The organism is Rhizobium fabae (genome assembly GCF_003985135.1).
Taxonomy (GTDB): domain Bacteria; phylum Pseudomonadota; class Alphaproteobacteria; order Rhizobiales; family Rhizobiaceae; genus Rhizobium; species Rhizobium pisi.
The window spans coordinates 537,544-556,248 of record NZ_ML133646.1 but is presented as its reverse complement, the minus strand read 5'-3'; the positions used below and the strand labels follow the sequence as shown (position 1 = coordinate 556,248).

18 protein-coding genes and 1 tRNA gene are annotated in these 18,705 nt (G+C 61.1%); 15 read left to right on the top strand and 4 right to left on the bottom strand.

Annotated elements, in window-relative coordinates; genetic code table 11:
* From tatB to EFB14_RS05850, 6 genes are all read left to right on the top strand, one after another.
* On the top strand, nucleotides 1-612 hold the full coding sequence (gene tatB / locus EFB14_RS05875) for a Sec-independent protein translocase protein TatB (RefSeq protein WP_126823495.1): 612 nt from the start codon (nucleotides 1-3) through the stop codon (nucleotides 610-612).
* Entirely contained in the window at nucleotides 609-1,436 is an 828-nt protein-coding gene (gene tatC, locus EFB14_RS05870) for a twin-arginine translocase subunit TatC (protein ID WP_125844966.1), read from the top strand. Before tatB ends, tatC begins: the two co-directional genes overlap by 4 nt.
* Before the next feature lie 102 nt (nucleotides 1,437-1,538).
* Nucleotides 1,539-2,822, top strand: a complete 1,284-nt coding sequence (gene serS / locus EFB14_RS05865; protein WP_126823493.1) for a serine--tRNA ligase — start codon at nucleotides 1,539-1,541, stop codon at nucleotides 2,820-2,822.
* Between the two features lie 4 nt (nucleotides 2,823-2,826).
* Complete coding sequence (gene surE, locus EFB14_RS05860) at nucleotides 2,827-3,600, top strand: 5'/3'-nucleotidase SurE (RefSeq protein WP_125844962.1); 774 nt, start codon at nucleotides 2,827-2,829, stop codon at nucleotides 3,598-3,600.
* Entirely contained in the window at nucleotides 3,597-4,250 is a 654-nt protein-coding gene (locus EFB14_RS05855; RefSeq protein WP_126823491.1) for a protein-L-isoaspartate(D-aspartate) O-methyltransferase, read from the top strand. Before surE ends, EFB14_RS05855 begins: the two co-directional genes overlap by 4 nt.
* 251 nt (nucleotides 4,251-4,501) lie before the next feature.
* A complete protein-coding gene (locus EFB14_RS05850; RefSeq protein WP_126823489.1) occupies nucleotides 4,502-6,097 on the top strand; it encodes a peptidoglycan DD-metalloendopeptidase family protein in 1,596 nt (531 codons plus the stop codon).
* Between the two features lie 156 nt (nucleotides 6,098-6,253).
* Here the strand turns inward: EFB14_RS05850 and EFB14_RS05845 are convergent, their stop codons facing one another.
* Nucleotides 6,254-7,126 (bottom strand): ATP-binding protein, encoded by an 873-nt coding sequence (locus EFB14_RS05845; protein WP_126823487.1) that lies wholly within the window; start codon nucleotides 7,124-7,126, stop codon nucleotides 6,254-6,256.
* Between the two features lie 206 nt (nucleotides 7,127-7,332).
* Between EFB14_RS05845 and yajC the strand changes: the two genes are divergently transcribed.
* From yajC to EFB14_RS05820, 5 genes are all read left to right on the top strand, one after another.
* On the top strand, nucleotides 7,333-7,680 hold the full coding sequence (gene yajC / locus EFB14_RS05840; protein WP_125844954.1) for a preprotein translocase subunit YajC: 348 nt from the start codon (nucleotides 7,333-7,335) through the stop codon (nucleotides 7,678-7,680).
* A gap of 45 nt (nucleotides 7,681-7,725) precedes the next feature.
* Nucleotides 7,726-10,266 (top strand): protein translocase subunit SecDF, encoded by a 2,541-nt coding sequence (gene secDF / locus EFB14_RS05835; RefSeq protein ID WP_126823485.1) that lies wholly within the window; start codon nucleotides 7,726-7,728, stop codon nucleotides 10,264-10,266.
* Between the two features lie 4 nt (nucleotides 10,267-10,270).
* Nucleotides 10,271-10,657 carry an Mth938-like domain-containing protein gene (locus EFB14_RS05830; RefSeq protein ID WP_125844950.1) on the top strand — a complete coding sequence of 129 codons (387 nt, stop codon included), beginning with the start codon at nucleotides 10,271-10,273 and terminating at the stop codon, nucleotides 10,655-10,657.
* Nucleotides 10,658-10,659: 2 nt separating this feature from the next.
* A complete protein-coding gene (locus EFB14_RS05825) occupies nucleotides 10,660-11,517 on the top strand; it encodes a phytoene/squalene synthase family protein (protein ID WP_126823483.1) in 858 nt (285 codons plus the stop codon).
* Between the two features lie 71 nt (nucleotides 11,518-11,588).
* Complete coding sequence (locus EFB14_RS05820) at nucleotides 11,589-12,056, top strand: hypothetical protein (protein ID WP_126823481.1); 468 nt, start codon at nucleotides 11,589-11,591, stop codon at nucleotides 12,054-12,056.
* Nucleotides 12,057-12,065: 9 nt separating this feature from the next.
* Here EFB14_RS05820 and trmFO read toward each other — a convergent pair whose 3' ends face one another.
* From trmFO to EFB14_RS05805, 3 genes are all read right to left on the bottom strand, one after another.
* A complete protein-coding gene (trmFO, locus tag EFB14_RS05815) occupies nucleotides 12,066-13,499 on the bottom strand; it encodes a methylenetetrahydrofolate--tRNA-(uracil(54)-C(5))-methyltransferase (FADH(2)-oxidizing) TrmFO (RefSeq protein ID WP_126823479.1) in 1,434 nt (477 codons plus the stop codon).
* A 93-nt stretch (nucleotides 13,500-13,592) separates the two neighbouring features.
* Nucleotides 13,593-13,736 (bottom strand): DUF1127 domain-containing protein, encoded by a 144-nt coding sequence (locus EFB14_RS05810; RefSeq protein WP_010030024.1) that lies wholly within the window; start codon nucleotides 13,734-13,736, stop codon nucleotides 13,593-13,595.
* 300 nt (nucleotides 13,737-14,036) lie between these two features.
* Complete coding sequence (locus EFB14_RS05805) at nucleotides 14,037-14,183, bottom strand: DUF1127 domain-containing protein (protein ID WP_008527135.1); 147 nt, start codon at nucleotides 14,181-14,183, stop codon at nucleotides 14,037-14,039.
* A gap of 848 nt (nucleotides 14,184-15,031) precedes the next feature.
* On the opposite strand from EFB14_RS05805, the gene EFB14_RS05795 reads away from it, so the two are divergent.
* The 4 genes from EFB14_RS05795 to tig all read left to right on the top strand — a co-directional run bounded on the left by EFB14_RS05795 (nucleotide 15,032) and on the right by tig (nucleotide 18,649).
* Complete coding sequence (locus EFB14_RS05795) at nucleotides 15,032-16,138, top strand: DUF2157 domain-containing protein (protein ID WP_126823477.1); 1,107 nt, start codon at nucleotides 15,032-15,034, stop codon at nucleotides 16,136-16,138.
* Entirely contained in the window at nucleotides 16,135-16,725 is a 591-nt protein-coding gene (locus EFB14_RS05790; RefSeq protein WP_126823475.1) for a GDYXXLXY domain-containing protein, read from the top strand. Before EFB14_RS05795 ends, EFB14_RS05790 begins: the two co-directional genes overlap by 4 nt.
* 152 nt (nucleotides 16,726-16,877) lie before the next feature.
* Nucleotides 16,878-16,962, top strand: a tRNA-Leu gene (locus tag EFB14_RS05785).
* 202 nt (nucleotides 16,963-17,164) lie between these two features.
* Nucleotides 17,165-18,649 (top strand): trigger factor, encoded by a 1,485-nt coding sequence (gene tig, locus EFB14_RS05780; protein ID WP_126823473.1) that lies wholly within the window; start codon nucleotides 17,165-17,167, stop codon nucleotides 18,647-18,649.
* The last annotated feature ends 56 nt before the right edge of the window (nucleotides 18,650-18,705 follow it).

The following is an 18,705-nucleotide window of genomic DNA, read 5'->3' as shown; positions in this document are numbered from 1 at the left end:
ATGTTCGATATTGGCTGGACCGAGCTTTTGGTCATCGCGGTCGTACTGATCGTCGTTGTCGGTCCCAAGGATTTGCCGCCGATGCTGCGCGCTTTCGGCAAGATGACGCAGCGCGCCCGCAAGGTGGCGGGTGAATTCCGTGCGCAGTTCGATGAAGCGTTGCGCGAAGCCGAGCTTGACGATGTTCGCCAGACGATCAGCGACGCCCAGAAGCTCAACCCGGTCAACAGCCTGCGCGAGGCGATGAACCCGCTTCGCCAGATGGGCAACGAGATCAAGGCTGACCTGCAGAAGGCGACCGTGGTCACGGAAAACAAGACCGAGGTGCCGGCTGCTGCGGTATCGGATCCGACGCCGTCGATGAGCCTGCCGGAAACACCGCCGCTGGCGCCGGCGCCTGCGCAGCCTGAACCCGTCGCAGCGGCGGCCGTCCAGGCCGCTGCGGTTGCAGACAAGCCGAAGGTCGTGCGCAAGCCGCGCGTCAAGGCTGCCGATAAGGTCGATGTTGCGGCGGCCGTTGCCGTGCCTGTAGAAAAACCGAAGCGCACGACGGCAGTCAGGAAGACCGCAACGCCGAAGAAGCCGGCGCAGACGAAGAAGGACAAGGCATGAGCGGTGATATCGAAGACAAGCCGCAGCCGTTGATCGAGCATCTGATGGAGCTGCGCACGCGGCTGATCTGGTCGATCGGCGCGTTTTTCGTCGCCTTCATCATATGCTTCTTTTTTGCCAAGCATCTCTTCAATTATCTGGTCATTCCTTACAAAACGGCCGTGGTGTGGGCTCATCTCGACGTCGAGAAGGCTCAGCTCATCTACACCGCGCCGCAGGAATTCTTCTTCACCCAGGTCAAGGTGGCGATGTTCGGCGGCCTAGTAGTCGCTTTCCCGATCATTGCCGCCCAGGTCTACAAGTTCGTGGCGCCTGGCCTCTACAAGAACGAACGTCAGGCCTTCCTGCCGTTCCTGATCGCCTCGCCGGTCCTGTTCCTGATGGGCGGCGCGCTCGTCTATTTCTTCTTCACGCCGATGGTCATGTGGTTCTTCCTGTCGATGCAGCAGGCGCCGGGTCATGACGAGGTGGCGATCTCGCTGATGCCGAAGGTCTCGGAGTATCTGAGCCTCATTATGACGCTGGTCTTCTCCTTCGGCCTCGTCTTCCAGCTGCCCGTTGTCACCACGCTGCTTGCCCGCGTCGGCCTGCTGACCTCGCAGTGGCTCGCCGAAAAGCGCAAGTTCGCCATCGTGCTCGCCTTCGTCGTCGCTGCCGTGCTGACGCCGCCGGACCCGATGTCCCAGATCGGCCTTGCACTGCCGACGATCCTTCTCTACGAGATTTCCATTCATGCGGCGCGACTCGTAGAGCGCCAGCGTGCCCGGCAGGCGCTCGAAAAGGACACCGAATCCGCGGACGTTGCCAAGACGGACAGCGTCTAAGCGGCGATCCTGGAAATCCCTTCATAGGCGCCGTCCAACTTCCGGTCGAGGCCCGGTCAGGCTTTGACCGGGTCATTTCTGTTGCAACGACCTGGAACGACGATGCTCGATATCAAATGGATCCGTGAGAATCCCGAAGCGCTCGATGCCGCCCTTGCCAAGCGCGGTGCGGAGCCTCTGGCCCAAAGTCTCGTTGCCCTCGATGAAAAGCGCCGCTCCGCCGTGCAGAAGGCCCAGGACATGCTATCCCGCCGCAATCTCGCCTCCAAGGAGATTGGTGCGGCGATGGCCCAGAAGAACGGCGAGCTCGCCGAGAAGCTGAAGGCCGAAGTCGCCGAACTTAAGACCCTGCTGCCGGCGATCGAGGAAGAGGATCGGCAGTTGACGGCCGAACTCAACGACGCGCTCTCGCGCATCCCGAACATCCCCTTCGACGACGTCCCGGTCGGCAGGGACGAGCACGACAACGTCGTCACCCGTGTCGTCGGCGAAAAGCCGCGCTGGAACCACACGCCGAAGGAACACTTCGAAATCGGCGAGGCGCTCGGCTACATGGATTTCGAGCGCGCCGCCAAGCTCTCCGGCTCGCGCTTCACGGTGCTGACGGGACCGCTCGCCAAGCTCGAGCGGGCGCTCGGCCAGTTTATGATCGATCTCCACACCAGAGAGCACGGCTATACGGAAGTCAGCTCGCCACTGATGGTGCGCGCTGAGGCGGTGTTCGGCACCGGCAGTCTGCCGAAGTTCGAAGAAGACCTCTTCAAGACCACAGATGGCCGCTATCTGATCCCGACGGCCGAGGTGACGCTGACCAATCTGGTGCGCGAGGAAATCCTCGATCAGGAAAAGCTGCCGCTGCGTTTCACCGCGCTGACGCCGTCCTTCCGCTCGGAAGCAGGTTCGGCCGGCCGCGACACGCGCGGCATGCTGCGCCAGCACCAGTTCTGGAAATGCGAACTCGTCTCTATCACCGATGCCGAAAACGCCGTTGCCGAGCATGAACGGATGACCGCCTGCGCCGAGGAGGTGCTGAAGCGCCTCGGCCTGCATTTCCGTACGATGACGCTTTGCACCGGCGATATGGGCTTCGGCTCGCGCAAGACCTACGATCTCGAAGTCTGGCTGCCGGGGCAGAACGCCTTCCGTGAAATTTCCTCCTGCTCGGTTTGCGGCGATTTCCAGGCCCGGCGGATGAACGCGCGCTACCGCGGCAAGGACGACAAGAACAATAAGTTCGTCCACACGCTGAACGGTTCCGGCACCGCCGTCGGCCGCTGCCTGATCGCCGTTCTCGAAAATTATCTGAACGAGGATGGTTCCGTCACGATTCCGGACGTTTTGCTGCCCTATATGGGTGGATTGACGAAGATCGAACGGGCGGCTTGAGGCGATGCGCATCCTGCTTACGAATGACGACGGCATTCACGCCGAAGGTCTTGCTGCGCTGGAGCGGATTGCGCGCACGCTGTCCGACGACGTCTGGATCGTGGCGCCGGAGACGGACCAGAGCGGCCTTGCCCATTCGCTGAGCCTTTCCGAACCTCTGCGGCTGCGCAAGATTTCCGACAAGCATTTCGCGCTACGCGGCACGCCGACCGATTGCGTCATCATGGGCATCCGGCAGGTGATGGACATCAAGCCGGATCTCGTTCTCTCCGGCGTCAATTCGGGTTCGAACGTTGCCGACGACGTAACCTATTCCGGCACGATTGCCGGCGCTATCGAAGGTACGATGCAGGGCGTGCGTTCCTTTGCGCTTAGCCAGGCCTATCTATACGAGGACGGTGCGCGTCTTGTGCCGTGGGAGGTCTGCGAGACGCATGCGCCGGCGCTCCTCGAGAAGCTGATGGTCTTGGATCTGCCGGACGGCACCTTCCTCAATTTGAACTTCCCGAACTGCCGCCCCGAAGAGGTCGACGGCGCGGAGGTGACCATGCAGGGCAAGCTCGCCTTCAATCTCCAGGTCGACGCCCGCTCCGACGGGCGGGGCTTTCCCTATTACTGGCTGAAGTTCGGCGAACGCGCCGGCGCCTTCATTGAAGGCACCGATATTCATGCCCTGAAGCATAACAAAATTTCGGTAACGCCTTTGAAACTGGATTTGACCGATTATTCCGTGACGGACCGCGTGGCGCGGGCCCTGGGATACGGAGCACAGGTTTGACGGCAAGACTGGCGGAGAAGGAGGGCTTTGCAGCGCTCGTCCTCAGGTTGCGTGCTGAGGGCATCTCCGACCTCGACCTGCTGACGGCGGTCGAGCAGACGCAGCGCTCGCTGTTCGTGCCGCCGCAATTCGCGGACGACGCCTATTCGAGCCGCACGATACCGATCGAATGCGGTTCCTTCCTCGAAGGCATCGATTTTGTCGTCCGCATCCTGCACCACCTGAAACTCAAGCCGGGACAGCGCGTCCTGGAAATCGGCACCGGAAGCGGTTTCACTGCTGCCGTTATCGGCCGCATCGCCGAGCGCGTTCTGTCCATCGACCGTTACAAGACGCTGACGACAGCCGCACAGCGGCGGATGGAAACGCTTGGTCTGCGCAGCGTCGTCATTCGTCACGCCGACGGCAGCGCCGGGATGCAGGGCGAGGGCACTTTCGACCGCATCCTGGTGACGGCTGCCTTCAATTCCATGCCGCGCTTCTATACCGACCAGCTCGTTTCCGGGGGCTCGATGATCGCGCCGCTGATGATCTCCGAGCATGAATGCCGGATGGTGCGGCTGACGAAAACCGGCAGCCGGTTCGAGCGCGAAGAGCTGTTCGAAGCGCCCTATCTGCCGATCGTTCCGCGGCTGGCCTCGCTGCTGTAGATGCTGATGATTTCAGGCCGGATCGGCCCGAAATCTGAATCCGCATCTCCATCCAAAAAAGAGAGCATGCTGTCGCCCGAAAACCGCTCACACTTTTCGGCATCATGCTCTGCGCACTGCGATTTTTTACCCGTAAGCTATGGTTATCAACTTCTCAAAATTATCGCACTGATTCCAGCATCTTAACCGCGTGGTAATACTAACGCGCTTTAATAGACTCACAAATGGTTGCGTTCTCAGTGGGTCGAGTCATGCGTTTCAGTCTTTCGCCGAAGTTCGGGAAGTCGGCCGGTAATCTTCTGGTTGTTGGTCTGCTGGCAAGTGCCGCAACGGGCTGCAGTTCCGATGTGACACGGTTTGGCAACTTGTTTTCCTCCTCAGGGCAGGATCAGATCACCACCAGTTCCATTCCGCGCAGGGGTGGCCCTCAGGCCGATCCTGTGCCTCGCGCCGATCTCGGTGGTTCCGCCGTTGCGAGCCAGTCTGGTTACGGTGGCGGCAGTGATGCGATGGGTCAGTCTTATCCGTCGCGTCCGAGTTATGATCCGATCCGCACTTCGAATTCGAGTGCGCGTCTGGCTTCGGCGCCAGTCTCGGTGCAGCGTTCCGACCTTGTTGCGCCGACGGCTGCGGCACCCTCCCGTCAGCGGGAAAGGGAGGTAGCGCTTGCTCAGCCTTTCCCGGCTGCGCCGCAGGCTGAGAAGCCCCGGTTGGTGGCCCCGGCCGCGCCGAAGATGACGCCTGATTCTTTGACGACGGGCACGACGCCGAAGGTTTCCGGCTGGTCGGCGACCAACGCCCCTTCCGTGACGCTGCGTCCCGGTGAAAGCGTCGCGGTCCTCTCCAGGCGTTTCGGCGTTCCGGAAAACGAAATCCTGCGTGTCAACAATCTGAAGACGGCATCTGCCGCCAAGCCCGGCCAGGCGATCCTGATCCCGACCTTCAATGGCGGCAATGCCGCCAAGGCGGCATCGCAGACGGCCGACCTCTCCAAGCCCGGCAAGATGCCGGAGCCGGCCAAGACGCCTGAGCAGAACGTCGCCGTCGTTCCCGGCGCCAATTCCGCCCGCGACAAGACGATGGCGAGCGCCGATGCCACCGGCAAGCTTCCTGCCGGCGCCGGCAAGGATCCAAAGGTGCCCGCCGGCTCCTATGTCGTCAAGCAGGGCGATTCCTTGGCGAAGATCGCCAAGGCGACCGGTGCGGATATCGACGATCTCAAGGCTGCCAACAATCTCTCGGCCAATTCGCTGCGCGTCGGCCAGGCCCTGAAGATCCCGAGCGCCGATACGATCAAGACCGCGTCGATCGCGGCCGAGAAGGTCGATCCGAAGCCGGCTCAGGCGGCGCCTGCCCAGCAGCAGACGGCTTCTCTTCAGCCGGCGCCCTACAAGGCTCCGACCGCCACGCAGACTGTCGACGATGTCGAGAAGAAGTCCGACGTCAGCTCCGCCGCGCCGGAATCGACCGGTATCGGCAAGTACCGCTGGCCGGTTCGCGGTCAGGTCATTGCTGCCTATGGCGCCAACGTCAACGGCAACCGCAATGACGGCATCGATATCTCGGTCCCGCAGGGCACGCCGATCAAGGCTGCTGAAAACGGCGTCGTCATCTATGCCGGCAACGGCCTCAAGGAACTCGGCAATACGGTTCTCGTCCGGCATGACGACGGCACCGTCACCGTCTACGGCAACGCCGATACGCTGAGCGTCACCCGCGGCCAGAAGATCCAGCGCGGCCAGACCGTCGCAGTCTCCGGCATGAGCGGCGACGTCAAGCAGCCGCAGGTGCATTTCGAGGTGCGCAAGGATGCATCTCCAGTCAACCCGATGACTTTCCTGGAGTAGGTACAGCGTACCAGGAAGCGCAAAAGCCCGGCCACCCGCCGGGCTTTTGTCATTTAATGCATGTCGCCCAAAAGTGTGCAGCGGTTTTGGGACAACGACATGCATAAATCAAAGACCTAAAGCGCGTCGCATGATTCCGGATTGACGCGACGCGCTTTAGGCCCGATCGATGTGAACGCGCATGCGCCCGGCGAGGTCCTGGATGTACTGCCAGGCGACGCGGCCGGAGCGGGCGCCGCGCGTCGTCGCCCATTCCAACGCCTCCGCATGCATCTTCTCGCGGTCCAGCCCGAGCTTGAAGTGATCGGCATACCCATCGATCATGCCGAGATAGTCTTCCTGGCTGCATTTATGGAAGCCGAGCCACAGGCCGAAACGGTCGGAAAGCGAAACCTTTTCCTCGACGGCCTCCGACGGATTGATCGCCGTCGATTGCTCGTTTTCCATCATGTGACGCGGCAGGAGATGGCGCCGGTTCGAGGTGGCGTAAAAGAGAACATTGTCAGGCCGGCCCTCGACGCCGCCGTCGAGTGCCGCCTTCAGCGACTTGTAGGCGGTATCGTCATGATCGAAGGAGAGATCGTCGCAGAAGACGATCACCCGGTGCGGCGTGTCCTTCAGGAGGTCGAGCAGGTTGGGCAGGCTGGCGATATCCTCGCGGTGGACCTCGACCAGCTTCAGAGAGATGCCGCTTTCGCGCCTGACATCCTCGTGCACGGCCTTGACAAGCGAGGATTTACCCATGCCGCGCGCGCCCCAGAGCAGCACGTTGTTGGCGGCATAACCGTCGGCGAAACGCACGGTATTCTCCTGCAGGATATCACGCACGTGATCGACGCCGCGGATAAGCTTCAGTTCCACGCGGTTCGGCCTCTTGACCGGCTGCAGATGCTGGCGCAGGGGCATCCAGACGAAGCAATCGGCAGCGTCCCAGTCGTTGAGAGCGGACGCCGGTCCGGCAAGGCGCTCGACGGCGTCTGCGAGCCGTTTCAACTCGATAAGCAGAGCGGTGTTGATTTCCTCGGTCATCGCAGGCCTCCTGATTTCTTGCTGCGGCAATCCGCTTGGATCTTTCGATGCGGGGTAGCATGGCGTTTTGACGGCGGAAAGGTTATGAGGCAGCGGAATCGGTACGGTTTCCGGCTGTTTCTGTTGCATTCATTGAAGCCGTAATTATAGTCCGGCAACCTGAAAAGAGAGGCGGAGTTCCGCCGTAGAAGCCTTAGGAGTTTAGCATGTTCATCACCCCGGCATTCGCCCAGAGCGCGACCGACACCACATCGGCATTCGGCGGCTCCGGCTTCGAAATGATCATCCTGTTCGTGCCGCTGATGGTCGTCTGGTACTTCCTGCTGATCCGTCCGCAGCGTGCGCAGGCCAAGAAGCGCGAGGAAACCCTGAAGGCGATCCGCCGCGGCGATCAGGTCGTCACCGGCGGCGGTCTCGTCGGCAAGGTCACGAAGGTCGTCGACGACAAGGAAGTCGAAGTCGAGATCGCTGAAGGCGTTCGCGTGCGCATCGTTCGCAGCGGCATCTCGGAAGTTCGTGTCAAGGGTGAACCGGTCAAGGCCGACGCGGCATAACAAACGATAACGGCAGGACCGCCGGATCGGAAGATCGTCGAGAGAATGTTGCATTTTTCCCGCTGGAAAACACTTCTGATTTGGCTCGTCGCCTTTGCGGCCGTCATTATTGCTGCGCCCAATCTGCTGAGCGAGGCGCAACGCGCTTCTCTGCCGGACTGGCTGCGGCATGACCGCGTGACGCTCGGCCTCGACCTGCAGGGCGGCTCGCATATCGTCCTGAAGGTCGAGCGTTCCGATATCGTCAAGGACCGCCTGGAAGAGGTGGTCGCAAATGTACGCAACGCGCTGCGTGGCGCCGGCATCCGCTATACGGGGCTGACGGGCAACGACCAGACCGTCACGGTGCGGATCACCGATCCGGCTGAGACGCAGAAAGCAGTCGATCTCCTGAAGCCCTTGACGGCGGCCGGCGGACATTCGGGACCCGATGTCGCTTTGCAGCAGGGTGGGGAGGGGCAGCTCTCGCTGCAGATTTCCGATGCGGGCATTACAGCTGACGTCGCCTCCGCTCGGAGCCGCTCGCTCGATATCGTCAGCCGCCGTATCGCAGGATTCGGCTACGACAATTTCGTCGTCCATCCCGATGGCGCCGACCGCATCGTCGTGCAGGTGCTGGGATCGGTCGATGCGGAGCGGTTGAAGAACCTCCTGAACCAGCCGGCCAAGCTTTCCTTTCATCTGATTGATGAAAGCATGTCGGGGCAGGAGGCGCTGAACGGTCGCTGGCCGGCGACATCGCAAGTCCTCTATTCGCTGGACGATCCGCCGGTTCCCTATCTCGTCGATCGCACTGCTTTCGTCACCGGCAGCAATATGGTCGATATCCAGCCCGTCGTCGATCCGCAGACGCAGGACACCTCGATAGCCTATCGTCTCGATGCGCAAGGCAAAGAGCGGCTGGCTGAGATGACGGGGCAGAATATCGGCAAACACCTGGCCATCGTCTTCGACGACCAGGTGATGTCGGCGCCGGTCATCGAGGCGGCAATTGCGAACGGCGAGGGCCGTGTTTCCGCGAATTTTTCCGAGGATGGCGTTCGCGACCTTGCGGTGATGCTGCGCGCCGGCGCTTTGCCGGCGACGCTGACGAGCGTCGAGGAGCGCAGCGTCAGTCCGAGCTTCGGCGCCGAATCCATCTTCTCCGGCCTCATCGCCGGCCTCGTCGCCGTCGTGCTGGTCGCAGCGGTGATGATTGCGCTCTACCGCATCCTCGGCATCATTGCCGTCGTCTCGCTGTTCTTCAACCTGATCCTCATCGTCGCGGCGCTCAGCCTTGCCGGCGCCACACTCACCTTACCCGGCATTGCCGGCATCGTCCTGATCGTCGGCATGGCAGTCGATTCCAACGTGCTGATCTACGAGCGCATCCGCGAAGAGGAGAAAACCACCTATTCCTTTGCGGAGGCCGTCGGCCGCGGCTTCTCACGCGCATTCGCAACGATCGTCGATGCGAACGTCACGATCTTCATCGCCGCCGTCATCCTCTTCTTCCTCGGCAGCGAATCCATCCGCGGTTTCGCGGTGACGCTGGCCGTCGGCATCCTGACGACGGTTTTCACCGCTTTCACGCTGACCCGCTCGATCGTCGCCGTCTGGCTGAAGCGGCGCCATCCCCGGCATCTGCCGAAAAGCGTCCTGACCCATCTTTTCGAACATGCCAATATTCGTTTCATGGGGATTCGCCGCTATGTCTTTACGGTGTCGGCGGTCATCTCGTTGATCGCCATGGCCGCGTTTGCCACCGTCGGCCTGCATCTCGGCATCGATTTCAACGGCGGCTCTCTCATCGAGGTGACGGCGAAGCAGGGCAATGCCGACGTCGCCGATCTAAAATCGCGTCTCAACGATCTCAATCTCGGCGATATCAGGGTCGAGCCGACCGGCGGGCGGTCAAGTGCACGGATCCGCATCGAGTCCCAGGGCGGGGGCGAGAATGCCGAGCAGTCGGCAGCCACGCTGGTGCGCGGCGAGCTCGAGGAGGATTATGATTTCCGCCGCGTTGAAGTTGTCGGTCCCGCCATCTCGGGCGAGTTGACGATGATGGCGACGCTCGGTGTGCTTGCGGCGCTCGCGGCGATCCTGGTCTACATCTGGATCCGCTTCGAATGGCAGTTCGCGGTCGGCGCCATCATTGCCACGCTGCACGACGTCATCATCATGCTCGGCCTCTTCGTACTGTCAGGCATCGAATTCAACCTGACGAGCATCGCCGCGGTGTTGACGGTCGTCGGTTATTCCCTGAACGACACGGTCGTGGTCTATGACCGAATGCGCGAAAATCTGCAGCGATACAGGAAAATGCCGCTGCCGATCCTGATCGATGCCTCGATCAATCGGACGCTGTCGCGCACCATCTTGACTGCGGCGACGACCCTGCTCGCCTTGCTCGCGCTCTATCTCTTCGGAGGCGAAGTCATTCGCTCCTTCACCTTCACGATGCTTTTCGGCGTCGCTCTCGGCACCTTCTCTTCGATCTATATCGCCGCTCCAGTATTGATCGTCTTCCGGCTGCGGCCAGAGGCTCCCGACGGGGAAGAGAGCAACAAGACGGATGCTGGTGTAAGATCCGGCACGGTGGTTTGAAAATATGGCAAAAGGCATAGAAATCCGCGCGGCGCATTTTCCCGGCCGCGCTCCGATCGATACCTACGGCAATGGTGGATTCCGTTTTGCCGATATGTCGCATCGCGGTTCGATCCTTTGCCTGCCTTCCGGCATCTACGGCTGGGACATGGACATATCGAAACCGCTGTCGCCCGAAAATTTTCGCCGTGTGCTGGATGAAGCTGCCGATATCGAGGTTCTGCTCGTCGGCACCGGAACCGAGCTTCGCCGTCTGCCCGAGGAATTAAAGCAGGCGCTGAAGTCGCGCGGCATTTCCTCAGATCCGATGAGCACGGGTGCCGCCGTGCGCACCTTCAATATCATGCTCTCGGAACAGCGCGCCGTCGCTGCGGCGTTGATAGCGGTCTGACGATGACGGAAGCCAATATTGCGACGAACCAGGACATTTGCCTGGCGATGCTGCGCGACAACGACCGCGACCGTTATCTGGCCTGCCTCCTGTCGCCGGAGGACAAGCGCGGCGCCCTTGCAGCCCTTTACGCCTTCAATGCCGAACTTGCCCGCATCCGTGACCTGGTGCACGAGCCCTTGCCGGGCGAGGTACGCATGCAATATTGGCGCGATCTGCTGGAAGGCAGCGCGCACGGCTCGACGGCCGCCAATCCCGTCGCTTCCGCCCTTCTGACGACGATCGAAACCCATCGCCTGCCGCGCAAGACGCTGATCGACATGATCGAGGCCCGCACCTTCGACCTCTATGACGACCCGATGGAGACGCGGCTTTCTCTTGAAGGGTATGCCGGTGAAACCGCATCCGCGCTGATCCAGCTCGCAAGCCTGGTGCTTTCGCCGGTAGAAGCAGCCGGATCGGCCGGTGCCGCCGGCCATGCCGGTGTCGCCCAGGCGGTCGCCGGCCTGTTGCTGCTGATGCCGCTGCATCGCCGCCGCGGCCAGGTCTATATTCCGCTGCAGATCCTTTCGGCCACAGGTCTTGACCGGGATGCCTTCCTCGCCGGCCAGGACAGGCCGCGTATCTCTGCCGCCATCGAGGCCTTCGCCGGTCTCGGTCGCGAGCATCTGGCAAAGGCGAGGGCGGCAGGGCCGATTGCGCCCTCGGTCTTTCCGGCCTTCTTGCCGGCAACGATTGCCGAACCGGTGCTCCTCAAGGCGCAGAATCGTGGCGTCTTCCTGTTCGATCGGCCGCTGCAGCCGTCGCAATGGCGCCGCCAGCTCCGGATGGCGCTCTCGGCAGCCCGCAGGAAAATCTGATATCGGTCAAATTCGCGCAAGTCTCGCGCATTAGAAGACTTCACCGCTACCCTTTGGAACGGAGATTCGGCGTGGGCATTATCGTCTGGTGCGTTCTTTTCGCGATCGTCATTTTCTTTGCCTTTGCGGCAACGCGCATGGCTGCACAGAACAAGGAAGACGGCCTGCACGACACGGGCCTCGCCATCATTGAATTCGGCCGCGCCTTTCCGAACGAGGCGATCCGCCAACTGCAGGCGACGGAAAACGGCCAGGCCGTCTTCGTGCGTCTGCACGACAACAAGGCCGGCTTCATGCGCAACATGTCGCGCCATTTCTCCTGTCATCTGATCGAGCCGGGCCGCGTGCGCGTCGTGAGTTCTGCAACGGGCAGAGGGCTGGTGATCGATTTCCTCGATGCGCCCTCTCACAACGGCGATTTCGAGTTCGTCTCCGCCAAGGAGGCCTCGGAAGTCGCACTCTGGCTGCTCGGCAACTATATCGCCGAGCCGGATAAGGATTTGCCGTCGAGCAATCTCTCGGCGGCGAACAAGCAGTAGAAACGGCGGTCAGGCGCTTTCGGCAAGCGGCGCGGTCTGGCCGAGCCAGGCAGCGCAGTCGGCAAGCGCGCGGCGCGCGATCAGCTGCCGCTTCATGATCGTCTTGTCCTTGCCGCGGAAGCGCTTGACGCCCTCGGGCTTGACGATCGAGCCCGGCTGAAGCTCCGGAAACAGCCCGAAATTGATGTTCATCGGCTGGAAGGACCGTTTGCCCGGCTCCTCGTCGGTAACGATATGCCCGCCAGTGATATGGCCGAGCAGCGAGCCCAGCGCCGTCGTTGCCGGCGGCAGGGAGATTGCCTCGCCCTTGCGTTCGGCGGCGGCAAAACGCCCTGCTAGGAGCCCGACGCTGGCGCTTTCCACATAACCCTCGCAGCCGGTGATCTGGCCGGCAAAACGCAGGCCAGGCCGCGATTTCAGCGTCAGCGACGGGTCGAGCAGCGTAGGGGAATTGATGTAGGTATTGCGGTGCAGACCGCCGAGACGGGCAAACTCGGCATTTTCCAGACCCGGGATCATCCGGAAGATTTCCGCCTGTGTGCCGTATTTCAGCTTCGTCTGGAAACCGACCATGTTGTAGAGCGTGCCGAGCGCATTGTCCTGCCGCAGCTGCACGACGGCATAGGCCTTCACCGTCGGATTATGCGCATTCGTCAGCCCCATCGGCTTCATCGGCCCGTGGCGCAACGTCTCGCGGCCGCGTTCGGCCATCACCTCGATCGGCAGACAGCCGTCGAAATAAGGCGTGCCCTCCCATTCCTTGAAGCCGACCGTATCGCCTGATATCAGCGCGTCGACGAAGGCATTGTACTGCGCTTCATCCATCGGGCAGTTGATGTAATCCTTGCCGGTGCCGCCGGGGCCGACCTTGTCGTAGCGCGACTGATACCAGCAGATATCCATATCGATGCTCTCGCGGTAGACGATCGGCGCGATGGCATCGAAGAAGGCGAGGGAATCCTCGCCGGTCTCCGCCTGGATGGCGTTTGCGAGCGACGGCGCCGTCAACGGTCCGGTGGCGACGATGGCAAGGTCCCAGTCCTTTGGCGGCAGGCCGGTGATTTCTTCGCGCACGACTGTGATGAGCGGGTGGTCCTGGATTGCTTTGGTGACGGCGTCCGAGAAGCCGTCGCGATCGACGGCGAGCGCGCCGCCGGCAGGCACCTGGTGCCGATCGGCAGCGGCCATGATCAGCGAGCCGGCCATGCGCATCTCGGCATGGATGACGCCGACCGCATTGCTGGTGGCATCGTCGGAGCGGAAGGAATTGGAACAGACCAATTCGGCAAGGCCGTCGGTCTTGTGCGCATCCGTGCCGCGCACGCCGCGCATTTCATGCAGGATGACGGGAACGCCGGAACTGGCGATCTGCCAGGCGGCTTCCGAACCGGCAAGCCCGCCGCCGACGACGTGGATAGGAGAATGGGAAGAGGTCGTGTTCATTCCGGGCTGATATCATGTCGGCGGATGTGATCCAACACCCCGGAATCAAAAACGGCGCCTCATGGCGCCGTCTTGGAAGCATCGCACTCGTTATTAACGGAACGAGCGGGATGCGATATTGCGGATGTCGTAGCGGCTGACGCCGATGTCGGACAGGGTCTGGTTGGACAGGTTGCCGAGTTCGTTGAGCGTACGGCGGTAGCTGAGCCAGCTTTTTGCAATGCGGATCGGGTTCATTGTCTTCTTCCTCGAACAAATCTCCGCGGGACGGCGGGATCGCCTGTCTCTCTGCGGTTGATGTTTATATAGGTGATCTCAGCCCCATTGTGCAGTGCAAATAAAAGGCGTCTGCCATGCAATTGTGCAATGTGATGCCCGAGATTTAAGCGATGGATATTTTTTGAGCGGGCTGACGAGGTAGGAAAACATGCAACCGTTGGCAAGTTGCTCGCAGGCAAAAGAAAACGCCCGCTGGAGTCCAGCGGGCGTTTCGATCGAGAACAATGCTGCCTGGGAGGAAGCAGCGATCGCCTTGAATTAGCGGGAGGAAGCCTCACGGGCAACGCGATGGATGTCCGAACGGTCGATACCGAGGTCGTGCAATTCGCGGTTGCTCATGCGGCCGAGTTCGGTAACGGTCTGACGATACTTGCGCCAGTTATTGAAAGAGCGAGTGATGTTCATGTTAAGCCCCTTTCCGAGGGTTTGATCTGCCAGCAGCCACTGATCGGCGCTGACCTCTATTTGATGACCGGAATATATGTTGCGGCGCAAAAGAGTAAAATAGCCAAGTTTTCAGACCACCTATGCAGGTTACGCAATGCTCGAGGGTTATTCGACAAGGTTTGACCATTTTGTGGTCAAGGAATAGGCAGAATGATTCTCAAAAAAGTAACCATGTTCGTGGCGGTGGATGGCTATAGCCGCTCGAAACCGCGGGGTTTCCAGCGATTCTGTGCGCCCAACCCCTTGGTGGAAGCTACCCGTTCGATCGCACGGCTTGGTTAAATGACATGGCGACAATGCGGCAGCGTGGCGCCGGATAGCGAAAACTCCGGATTGCCAATGCGTTAATTAAACACTGACTAAATAAAACGCCCGCCGGGGGAGGATCCGGCGGGCGTGTTATAGTGACTGGCAACTGGGAGGAGGAGTTGCTGCCAGTCTATCGCAGCGCGCTTGGGAGGAGGAGTGCGCAGCTACGAATCTCGTCGCGGACAAAGCGTCCGTGGGCATCGGCAGAGCTGGCCGGGGCGCCATCCCCGCGCTTCGATATCTGGTAAATAGTATGACTAATGGATATTTTGCAGTGCAATAAACTCATGAGGGCTATGCGACATGCGCATGGCTTCCCGAGTATGCGCTTATATTGGCACTTCCAACGTAAGCGGACGGTTAACGGCTGACCCAACTTAGACCAATGAGGATCTTGTATATTTGTCGCAGGGGCGTTTCCGAACCGCCATGCTTGCGTTTATAACGGCGTGAGCTGCAGCGCCTTAAAGAGCGCCGCGCAAATCAAGGGGTGGAGCATGTATCGCGGCAGGTTGGAGCGGGATCTCTCCCTCTGGGTGGGTAAGGGACTGCTTGGCGAGGATACGGCAGGCGCACTTCTCGCCGAATATGACAGCCGCCCGGCAAGCTTCAGCCTCGGCAGGGTGCTGGTGGCGCTGGCGGCGGTGCTGCTTGCGGCCGCCATCCTTCTGGTCGTCGCCTCCAACTGGGAGGCCATCCCGCGTCTCGTGCGCGTCGGCGCCATCCTTCTCCTGATCTGGGCGGTTCACATCGGCGCCGCCCTGATGCTTGCCCGCGGTGCAGTAGTAGCGGCCAGCGGCTTGCTGGTCATCGGCGCGGTGAGCTTCGGCGGCGCCATCTCGCTGGTCGGCCAGATGTATCATCTCTCAGGCGACGAGCAGACGGTGATGTATCTCTGGTTCGCGATCGCGACGATTTCGGCGATCCTGTTCCGCTCGGGTGCAGTCGTCGTCGTCGCGGGCTTCCTCTCCTGGGCGTCTTTCGCCGTTTATCTGCAGAATAACGATACGCATTGGATTGCACTCGATCCCTGGATGGCGCCCGTCATGGCGGCGATCGTCATCGCGCTGGTGCGGTATACCGGCGCCGAGCGCGCTCGCCATCTGGCCTATCTGCTGCTGGTTGGCTGGCTCGCCTGGCTTTACACTCTTTATGAAGAGAGCGCGGTGGCGCTCGCCTTCGCGGTCGGCGGCATGGCGGCCTTGGTTCTATCGGCGCTGCCGGTCCCGCGGATTGCCTTCCTGGTCAGGAGCGCCGGTGCGGCCCCCGCCTTCTACAGCTTTCTTGTCGCCGCGATCGGTTTCCTATTGCTGCATATCAAGATTGAAGACGAATGGCGGCAGCTGGCGGTGCTCGGTGTGGTGACGCTTGCGGCGTCCGTGCTGGCGATCGCGCTCCATGGCAGGGATAATGGAGCGGTGCGCTATCTCGCCTATGCGACCTTTGCCGCCGAGATGCTCTACCTCGCCTCCGTCACCGTCGGCTCGATCCTCGGCACGTCAGGTCTCTTTCTCTTTTCCGGTCTTGGGGTCGCGCTGGTCGCCTGGATCGTCATCCGGCTCGAGCGGCGCTTTTCCGCAGGTGCACGGGAGGGGCGCGCATGAACTCGTTCATGACAAGGTTGCAGTCCGGCAAGGGCTATCTGATCTCGGCAATCATCGTCGCCGGCCTGCAGACCCTGATCCTCGGCACGATTATCCAGAGCCGGGCGTCGATTTTGAGCGACGGCGCCGAGGTGCTGCTGAAAACGGCCCCCGTCGATCCGCGCGATTTCCTGCGCGGCGATTATGTCGTCTTGAACTACGACATTTCCTCGGTGCCGGTGCAGACGATTTCCGGCGGCATTCCGGCCGAACCCGGCGAGCGAACCCTCTGGGTCCGGCTGAAGAAGCAGCAGGATGGTTTCTGGGTAGTGACCGAATCGTCCTTCAACGCGTTGCCGCCGCAGCCGGAGACCGTGATCCTGCGAAGCCTGCCATTTTATGGTGGCGGACTTGCCGCGGGCGACAACATCCGCGTCGAATACGGCATCGAGCGCTACTACGTTCCCGAAGGCGAGGGCAAGCCCATCGAGCAGGCCCGCAATGACGGCAACGTCGCGATCGCCGTGCGCGTCTCGCCAGCCGGAGATACGCAGATCCGCAGCCTTCTCGTTGACGGCAAGCCGATTTACGAGGAACCGCTTTATTGATCCTTGAACCCTTCGAGGGACGGCGGCTTTGCGGCCGCAAATCCCCTGTCATTTACCGTTCATTTTTCCTTTGCCTCGACCAAATCGGGTGATATAGAGACGCGCGCTCCGGAAGGCCTCATGCGCAGGCATAGGCATGCGGTTTTGTGAACGCGGGTATGGTGAAATTGGTAGACACGCCAGATTTAGGTTCTGGTGCCGCAAGGCGTGGGAGTTCAAGTCTCTCTACCCGCACCAGGCTGTTTGCAGGGGGAGACTAAGAAGTTAGTCGTCCCGGACGACCGTAAGGTTGGCCAGATACCCGGAAGCGAGTGCCGTTCCCCTTTGGGTGGAATGATGCAGGAATTGGGAAAAGCCACGCGCGGCACGCTGCCGGCGTCGTGCTCATAGAAACGAACGGCGTCTGGGCACGGCCGCCACGACATGAAGGTAGGAAGACATGCAGGTTATCGAAACGCTCGCTGAAGGGCTGAAGCGCGAAATCAAGGTCGTTATCCCGGCCAAGGACATGGAAGACAAGATGAATGAGCGTCTTGCCGATGTGAAGGACAAGGTCCGCATCAACGGCTTCCGTCCTGGCAAGGTACCCGCTGCTCACCTGAAGAAGGTTTACGGCAAGTCGATCATGGCCGACCTCGTCAACGAGATCGTCCGCGAGCAGCCGGCTGCTATCCTGTCCAGCCGCGGCGAGAAGTCGGCCACCCAGCCGGAAATCGCCATGACTGAGGACAAGGACGAAGCCGACAAGATCCTCGCTGCCGAGCAGGATTTCGAATTCACGCTCTCTTACGAAGTTCTTCCGCCGATCGAGCTGAAGTCCGTCAAGGGCCTCAAGGTCACGCGCGAAGTCATCGACATCTCGGATGACGAAGTCAACGAGCAGGTCCTGAAGGTCGCCGAAAGCGCGCGCTCCTACGAGACCAAGACCGGCAAGGCCGCAAATGGCGACCGCATCACCATGGATTATGTCGGTAAGGTCGACGGCGAAGCCTTCGAAGGCGGCACCGACCAGGGTGCCGAACTGGTGATCGGTTCCGGCCGCTTCATCCCGGGCTTCGAAGATCAGCTCGTCGGCGTCAAGGCCGGCGACGAGAAGACCATCACCGTAACCTTCCCGGCCGACTATCCGGCCAAGAACCTCGCAGGCAAGGAAGCGACCTTCGACATCACTGTCAAGGATGTCGCAGCCCCCGGCGCTGTCGAGATCAATGACGAACTCGCCTCCAAGCTCGGCATCGAATCGGCCGATCGCCTGAAGGAGATCGTCCGCGGCCAGATCGAATCGCAGTACGGCTCGCTGACCCGCCAGAAGCTGAAGCGCCAGATCCTCGATCAGCTTGACGAGATGTACAAGTTCGAGACCCCGGCTTCGCTGGTCGACGCCGAATATAACGGCATCTGGAGCCAGGTGAACAACGATCTCGCCCAGTCCGGCAAGACCTTTGAAGACGAAGACACGACCGAAGAGAAGGCGCGTGACGAATACAAGGCGCTCGCCGAACGTCGCGTCCGTCTCGGCCTCGTTCTCTCCGAAATCGGCGAAAAGGCCGGTGTCGAAGTCAGCGAAGACGAAATGCAGCGCGCCATCTACGATCAGCTGCGCCAGTATCCCGGCCAGGAAAAGCAGATCCTCGAATTCTTCCGCAGCCAGCCGGGCGCCGCCGCTTCGATCCGCGCACCGATCTTCGAAGAGAAGGTCATCGATCACCTGCTGACCGAGATCGACGTCACCGACAAGAAGGTGACGAAGGAAGAACTGCTCGCCGAGGAAGAAGGCGAAGCCAAGGCTGAAACCAAGAAGGCCGCTCCGAAGAAGAAGGCCGCCGCCAAGGCTGAAGCCGCCGACGCCGGCGAAGGCGAGGAAGCTGCCCCGAAGAAAAAGGCTGCTCCCAAGAAGAAGGCTTCCGAGGACAGCGCCGAGTAATCGCTCGACCGTTCTGAAAGTTTGGAAGGCCCCGCCATTGTGCGGGGCCTTTTTCT

What these genes read in the sequence shown, in the direction of transcription:
- EFB14_RS05790 (WP_126823475.1), top strand. Translation starts at nt 16,135, where the DNA reads ATGAACTCGTTCATGACAAGGTTGCAGTCCGGCAAGGGCTATCTGATC.
- tatC (WP_125844966.1), top strand. Translation starts at nt 609, where the DNA reads ATGAGCGGTGATATCGAAGACAAGCCGCAGCCGTTGATCGAGCATCTG.
- EFB14_RS05830 (WP_125844950.1), top strand. Translation starts at nt 10,271, where the DNA reads ATGGCAAAAGGCATAGAAATCCGCGCGGCGCATTTTCCCGGCCGCGCT.
- EFB14_RS05850 (WP_126823489.1), top strand. Translation starts at nt 4,502, where the DNA reads ATGCGTTTCAGTCTTTCGCCGAAGTTCGGGAAGTCGGCCGGTAATCTT.
- trmFO (WP_126823479.1), bottom strand. Translation starts at nt 13,499, where the DNA reads ATGAACACGACCTCTTCCCATTCTCCTATCCACGTCGTCGGCGGCGGG.
- EFB14_RS05795 (WP_126823477.1), top strand. Translation starts at nt 15,032, where the DNA reads ATGTATCGCGGCAGGTTGGAGCGGGATCTCTCCCTCTGGGTGGGTAAG.
- EFB14_RS05825 (WP_126823483.1), top strand. Translation starts at nt 10,660, where the DNA reads ATGACGGAAGCCAATATTGCGACGAACCAGGACATTTGCCTGGCGATG.
- EFB14_RS05805 (WP_008527135.1), bottom strand. Translation starts at nt 14,183, where the DNA reads ATGAACATCACTCGCTCTTTCAATAACTGGCGCAAGTATCGTCAGACC.
- tig (WP_126823473.1), top strand. Translation starts at nt 17,165, where the DNA reads ATGCAGGTTATCGAAACGCTCGCTGAAGGGCTGAAGCGCGAAATCAAG.
- tatB (WP_126823495.1), top strand. Translation starts at nt 1, where the DNA reads ATGTTCGATATTGGCTGGACCGAGCTTTTGGTCATCGCGGTCGTACTG.
- serS (WP_126823493.1), top strand. Translation starts at nt 1,539, where the DNA reads ATGCTCGATATCAAATGGATCCGTGAGAATCCCGAAGCGCTCGATGCC.
- surE (WP_125844962.1), top strand. Translation starts at nt 2,827, where the DNA reads ATGCGCATCCTGCTTACGAATGACGACGGCATTCACGCCGAAGGTCTT.
- yajC (WP_125844954.1), top strand. Translation starts at nt 7,333, where the DNA reads ATGTTCATCACCCCGGCATTCGCCCAGAGCGCGACCGACACCACATCG.
- secDF (WP_126823485.1), top strand. Translation starts at nt 7,726, where the DNA reads ATGTTGCATTTTTCCCGCTGGAAAACACTTCTGATTTGGCTCGTCGCC.
- EFB14_RS05810 (WP_010030024.1), bottom strand. Translation starts at nt 13,736, where the DNA reads ATGAACCCGATCCGCATTGCAAAAAGCTGGCTCAGCTACCGCCGTACG.
- EFB14_RS05845 (WP_126823487.1), bottom strand. Translation starts at nt 7,126, where the DNA reads ATGACCGAGGAAATCAACACCGCTCTGCTTATCGAGTTGAAACGGCTC.